5 protein-coding genes are annotated in these 6,308 nt (G+C 65.3%); 4 read left to right on the top strand and 1 reads right to left on the bottom strand.

Going from position 1 to position 6,308, the window contains the following annotated elements; all coding sequences use genetic code 11:
* From PHX69_RS14715 to PHX69_RS14700, 4 genes are all read left to right on the top strand, one after another.
* A partial coding sequence (locus PHX69_RS14715) for a sensor domain-containing phosphodiesterase (RefSeq protein ID WP_288044679.1) occupies positions 1–2,971 on the top strand: 2,971 nt, incomplete at its 5' end.
* A 1,239-nt stretch (positions 2,972–4,210) separates the two neighbouring features.
* Positions 4,211–4,441 (top strand): hypothetical protein, encoded by a 231-nt coding sequence (locus tag PHX69_RS14710; protein WP_288044677.1) that lies wholly within the window; start codon positions 4,211–4,213, stop codon positions 4,439–4,441.
* Between the two features lie 173 nt (positions 4,442–4,614).
* A complete protein-coding gene (locus PHX69_RS14705) occupies positions 4,615–5,190 on the top strand; it encodes a hypothetical protein (RefSeq protein WP_288044674.1) in 576 nt (191 codons plus the stop codon).
* Between the two features lie 9 nt (positions 5,191–5,199).
* On the top strand, positions 5,200–5,742 hold the full coding sequence (locus PHX69_RS14700) for an Rrf2 family transcriptional regulator (RefSeq protein WP_119012161.1): 543 nt from the start codon (positions 5,200–5,202) through the stop codon (positions 5,740–5,742).
* Positions 5,743–5,760: 18 nt separating this feature from the next.
* On the opposite strand, the gene PHX69_RS14695 is transcribed toward PHX69_RS14700, so the two are convergent.
* A partial coding sequence (locus tag PHX69_RS14695; RefSeq protein ID WP_353852420.1) for an acyloxyacyl hydrolase occupies positions 5,761–6,308 on the bottom strand: 548 nt, incomplete at its 5' end.

The following is a 6,308-nucleotide window of genomic DNA, read 5'->3' as shown; positions in this document are numbered from 1 at the left end:
GGTGGCGCTGTACGGCTACACCGAAGCGCAGCTGCTGGCCATGTCCATGACCGATTTGTGGCTGCCGCAAGAGCGCGCGCAGCTGCGCGCCGAGGTCATGGCCATCCCCCTCGATGGCGGCTGCGACGCCTTGCAGCACCGCCACCTGCACCAAAGCGGCGCCGTGCTGGAGGTCGAGATCTGGTCGCGCGGCACCACCTTCAACGGCCAGCCAGCGCGCCAGATCATGGCCACCGATATCACCGAGCGCCTGCGCGCCCAGCGCGAACTGGCCCGCATGGGCCGCGCCCAGCAACTGCTGGGCGCCTGCAACGAGGCCATGGTGCGCGCCACCTCCGAACAAACCCTGCTGCAAGACGTGTGCCGCATTGCCGTGGACATTGGCGGCTACCGCCTGGGCTGGGTGGGCTTTGCCCACGACGATGCGCAAAAAACCATCGAGCCCGTGGCCCACGCCGGCGCCAACGATGGCTACCTGGAAACCCTGAACCTGTCGTGGTCGGCCACCGACCCGCGCGGCCAAGGCCCCTCGGGTGCCACGGTGCGCACCGGCCAGCCCGTGATCGTGCAGGATGTGCGCAGCGAGCCCGCCTACGCTGACCTGCGCGATCGCATGCTGGCGCACGGTTTTCATGGCGTCATCAGCCTGCCGCTGCGCCAGGACGAGCGCACCTTCGGGCTGCTGTACCTGTATGCCCCCGAGGTGCTGCACATCAGCCCCGAAGAGGCGCGGCTGCTGCAACAACTGGCCAACGACCTGGCCTTTGGCATCACCAGCCTGCGTGCGCGCAAAGAACAGCAGCGCCTGCAAGCGTCGGTGCTCAAAGTGGCCGCTGCCGTCTCGGCCACCACGGGTACCGAGTTTTTTATCCAGCTGGCGCGCAACATGGCCGAGGTGCTGGGCGCCCAGCTCGGCTGTGTGGCCCGCCTGCTGCCGCGCAAAAGCGGCCAGGTGCCGCGCATCACCACCCTGGCCGTGGTGCAAGACGGGCACCTGCTGCCCAACGACGAATACAGCCTGGGGGGCACGCCCAGCCTGGTGCTGCTCACCCAGCGCCAGCATGTGGTGCGACACAGTGCCGTCCAGCGCTACCCGCAGGCCGCCCTGGTCAAAATGCTGAACGCACAGGCCTATGCCGGCTTGCAGCTGAGCGACACCCAGGGCCAGCCACTGGGCATGGTGTTTGTGCTGTTTCGCCAGCCCTTGCAGAGCCCCGAGTTCGTCATGTCCACGCTGCAAATTTTTGCCGCCCGCGCCTCCACCGAAATCGACCGCCAGCTCTCGGACGCCCGCATCCGCCACCAGGCCTCGCTGCTGGACAAGGCGCAGGACGCCATCGTGGTGCGCGACCTCGATCACCGCATCACCTTCTGGAACCAGGGTGCCGAGCGCCTGTACGGCTGGGCGCGCGTCCAGGCGCTGGGCCAGTCCATGCCCGAACTCCTGCGCCAGCAGGTGACGCATTTTCAGCGCGCCACCGACACCGTGCTGACCCAGGGCGAATGGACGGGCGAACTGGTGCAGCACCACCGCGATGGCCAGGCCATTGACCTGGAAGGGCGCTGGACACTGGTGCGCAGCGAAGACGGCCAGCCCGAGTCCATCCTGGCCATCCACACCGACATCCGCCAGCGCAAGGCCACCGAGCGCGAAATCCAGCGCCTGGCCTTTTTTGACTCCCTCACCGGGCTGCCCAACCGCACGCTGCTGATGGAGCGCATGCACCAGGCGCTGGCCACCGCGCAGCGCAACCACGAAGGCGGGGCGCTGCTGTTCATTGATCTGGACAACTTCAAAACCCTCAACGACACGCTGGGCCACGACAAGGGTGACTTGCTGCTGCAACAGGTGGCCCAGCGCCTGAACACCTGTGTGCGCGGCGCCGACACCGTGGCACGCCTGGGCGGCGACGAGTTCGTGGTGATGCTCGAAGGGCTCAGCCCCGAGCCCGAGGCGCTGGCCCTGACCGCACGCAGCGTGGGCGAGAAAATCCTCACCACCCTGGCCGCGCCCTATGCGCTGGCGGGCTACCAGTACCGCAGCACCCCCAGCATCGGCATTGCCCCGTTCTGCTGCGAAGGCACCACCAGCGTGGGCGACCTGCTGCGCCAGGCCGATCTGGCCATGTACCAGGCCAAGACGGCAGGGCGCAACACCCTGCGGTTTTTTGACCCGCACATGCAGGCCGTGGTCACGGCGCGCGCGGCCCTGGAGTCCGACCTGCGCCAGGCGCTGGCGCAAGACCAGTTCCTGCTGTACTACCAGCCCCAGGTCGATCGCCTGGGCCAGTACATCGGGGTGGAAGCCCTGGTGCGCTGGCTGCACCCCGAGCGCGGCCTGGTCACGCCCGTCCATTTCATCCCCCTGGCCGAAGAAACCGGGCTGGTGCTGACCCTGGGCCGCTGGGTGCTGCACACCGCCTGCCAGGTGCTGGCGCAGTGGCGCAGCGACCCCGCGCTGCAGGGCCTGAGCATGGCCGTCAACGTCAGCTCGCGCCAGTTCCGCCACGCTGGCTTCGTCGATGACGTGGCCCATGTGCTGCAAATCACCGGCGCCCCGGCGCACCTGCTCAAGCTGGAGCTGACCGAAAGCCTGCTGGTGGAAGATATGGAAACCACCATCGCCACCATGACCGCGCTGGGCGCGCTGGGCGTGGGCTTTTCGCTGGACGACTTTGGCACCGGCTACTCCTCGCTGAGCTACCTCAAGCTCATGCCGCTGCACCAGCTCAAGATCGACCAGAGCTTTGTGCGCGACCTGCTCACCTACCCCAATGACGCCGCCATCGTCAACACCATCATCGGCCTGAGCCGCAGCCTGGGCCTGACCGTGATCGCTGAAGGCGTGGAAACCACCGAACAGCGCGATGCGCTGCTGCACGCCGGCTGCCCCGCCTTCCAGGGCTACCTGTTCAGCAAACCCCTGCCACAGCACCTGCTGGAGCCCCTGCTGCGCCGTCCTGTGCGCTGAGCAGGCCCCACCCCCTCCACCCCGACCCGTTTGCCGTGCAGCGCCCGCCTGTGCGGCCTGCGCACGCCTGTTGTCCACAGCCACTGCACACCCAGGCCGTGTGCGCATGCCGTGCGTGAATACAAGCCCAATCAGGCTCTAAGCCTTGCGTAATCAGCGCAAGTAGCTATCAAAGTAATAGCAAAAAGCAAGCTCGCAACGCGCGCGGGTGCTGCGCTGGTGTCTGGCATGGGCGCGATGGGATGTTGTTATCTATAACTTCTATGAATACATAGTGGTAGTAGTAAGGGTTTGCCTTTTCTGTGGATAACTTCACTTTTCCTTTGTCAAACAAGGACTTGTGTTTCGGACATGTCTGTGCGCTGCCCCCCGCGCCTGCTGTCACCGCAACGGGGACAACTTAGGGTCGGGTCATTTTTCTGTGGATAAGTCTTGGGTTGTGCGGGTTTTTTCCCCAGGGTTGTCCTTGTGCGCACCGGGCGCCGAAAAAAAACAGGTCAACAGCCTGAAAACCCCGCCAGTAAAGCGCTAATAGCTCTCAAAAAAAGAGCAAAAAACCGATTTTTTGCGCCGCAAAGCCCATTTTTCTGAAAGGCCTGTGGATAACTCTTGTCAGGTCCCCCCCGCGCCGCGCGAAGTTGAACGGGGAACATCGCACGCCGGAAAAAATCAGACTTGTTCTGCTAAACCAATCTAATTCAATAGTAGTAATAGTAAGGATTGGCCTATCCTGTGGATAACTATTCTTTCCTGAATGCTGCCAAACAGTTAGCGCGCGCCAAACCCTGTGTGCCAAGCCCTGTTGCTGGCGCTGCGCAACGGGGATAACTGCGTGCCGCGGCATTTTTCTGTGGATAACTGCCTGGTTGTCCTGTTTTTGACCACAGGGTTATCCACAGGCTGGTTTTGTCCTGGACAAACTTCGGCGGGCACGTTGTGCCGCCGGGAGCCCGCTGGTTGCGCGGGAGCAAGGTATGTATGTGGGGGGAGGGGAGCCGTCCAGGCCGGGCTGCACTGCGGCGCGGGCCGTGCCAAGAACAAATGGGAAAGAGGGAAAAGTGCAGCAGGGCCGTGCCAAAACGCGCCCGGGCACGGGGCCTGGAAGGCCATCCCTATAATTGCGCCACCATGCTACGGCGCTTCATTGCGGTTTTGATTCTTCACTTTCTCCTGTGCGTGGGGTTGTCCGCCGCAGGCGTGAATCCCCCGCTCCCTGTCCCACAGGGGCAGGAGGTGGCTGTGCAGGGCACGCAGCACAGCCCTGAAGTGCCGGGCGCTTTCTCGGATGCAGACGATCACGCCTTGATGGACAACAAGGACGATCTCCCCGACCAGCTGGAGCCATGCGCAGGCGCCAGCACCGACACCGCCAACCCCGTCGCCGCCGTGCCCCGGCGCGTGAACACGGCGCTGTCCGCCATCACCGATCCCCCGCACAAACCCCCTGAAACGGCAGGCTTCGCGGCCTGATCGACTGGCGCTGGCACGTTGGTGCCCAAGGCGCTGGGTGACTGGGCCCAGACACCGCTTCGGATGCGCCGGGCGGTGCGTTTTTCTTCCCTCGGATGGGGGTGGTCGTGTACGCATGCACGCCCGAATCCGCAGGGTGCTGTCTGTACCAAAACACCTGCCAATTCCAAACCATGGACACCGCCTTACTGTCTGCCCTTGTTCGCCGCAACCGGCTGGCGCGCTTGGCCCCCCGGCCCGGCGCTGACCAGGCCCCACCCCTGCCGCGCTGGCGCCTCGTGTTTGCCCTGCTGGCGTTGGGCGCCACGACGGCCTGCATGGAGGGCTACCCCACCCAGGACGTTGCAGCCGTAGACCCGCTTTACCTGACGCAAGACCAGCGCCTGGCGCAGCTCAATGCCCTGGGCAGCGATGCCCATCCCGAGCGCAAATGGAGCTACGCCATGCGGCCCGGCTGTGTGCTGCGCATTGACTTTGACGGCAAGGCCGGGCCGCGTCCGCCGTTTGACATTCCGTTGCGCGGCGCTGTGGTCAAGGTGGCCACGGACAAGGCCGACCAGACCTTTGATGTGGAGGTCAAGCCCGTCAACCCGGGCGCACCGCACCAGGTCACGGTACTGGAGGCGCAAGACTGGGCACTGGCCGTGGGCATGTCCAGGGTATTGCGGGTGATGGAAAAAGGATGCACCGATGAGGGCATCGTTCAGTGGCAACCATTGGCAACGCACTTGGCGTTGTCGGATTTTTAGGAGTACCCCATGCGCTTGACGACACGAAGCAGATTTGCCCTGACGGCAATGGTGGACGTGGCACTGCACTGTGGCGACGGGCCGGTGGCCCTGTCTGCCATCAGCGAGCGCCACGGCATTTCATTGTCGTATCTGGAGATATTGTTCAGCGCCCTGCGCCGGGCGGGCCTGGTGGTGAGCACCCGGGGGCCTGGCGGCGGCTACGCACTGGCCAAAAGCGCAGCCGACATCACCACCGCAGACATTGCCCTGGCGGCTGAAGAGCGCAAAACCAGAGAACCCGCCGCCACCAGCGATGCCATGAGCGTTCACCAGGGCGCCATGACCCACGAGCTGTGGCTGGCATTCAACCAGACGCTGCTGGAGCACCTGAGCTCGGTGCCGCTGGCCGAGCTGGTCGAGCAGCATCTGGCGACCGGGTATGTGCCCCAGAAAAAGCCCGTGCCGGTGCCTGCGCCCAAGCACTACCCCGTCCAGCCCAAGCGCCAGCTGCCACCCGAAGGGGTGCCCAATTCGGTGTTTGCCCTCGCGGCGGCCATGCGCTGGCGGTAGCGGCCTGCCCGGGGCGCTTCAGAAATGCAGTGCGTAGCGCAGTTGCAGGAAGTTCTCGCCCGGGTTGGGTTTTTTCAGGCCCGCGTTGGAGACATGCTGCACGCGCAGCAGCCATTCGTGCTGCTGCTGCGCCCCCAGGCGCACGCCCACGCCCAGGTGCGATGCAAAGTTGAAACGGGTGCTGAAGGTTTTGCTGGGCGTGCTGTAGCGCCTGTTGGCCAGCACGGCGCCTATGCCGCCTTCGACAAACCAGGCTGCGCCCAGGCCGCCCGGCCACAGGCGCAGCGTGGGCGTGATGCCCAGCACCGTGGTGTGCTGCCTGCCCCCGGGGTGGTCGCTGGCCCACTGGCTCAGGTGCAGGTCCCAGTGCCCGCGCAGCGGCGCACCCCACAGCGTGCTCTGCCAGGTGGCCCAGGGCCGGGTCAGGCCCACGGTGTAGGTCTGGGTGTGCTCGCTGGCGCGGGCCACTTGCAGGTACAGGCTGGACGTGGCCTGCGCTGGCGCGGTGTTTTGTGCCAGCGCGGGCAGCGGGGCCAGCGCCAGGGCGATGCTGCACGCCAGGGCGC

Source organism: Simplicispira sp., assembly GCF_028687295.1.
GTDB lineage: Bacteria > Pseudomonadota > Gammaproteobacteria > Burkholderiales > Burkholderiaceae_C > Simplicispira > Simplicispira metamorpha.
This window is presented reverse-complemented; position numbering and strand designations above follow the sequence as displayed.

Excerpts from the sequence above, each read along its gene's own strand:
- PHX69_RS14705 (WP_288044674.1), top strand. The coding sequence starts at position 4,615 with ATGGACACCGCCTTACTGTCTGCCCTTGTTCGCCGCAACCGGCTGGCG.
- PHX69_RS14700 (WP_119012161.1), top strand. The coding sequence starts at position 5,200 with ATGCGCTTGACGACACGAAGCAGATTTGCCCTGACGGCAATGGTGGAC.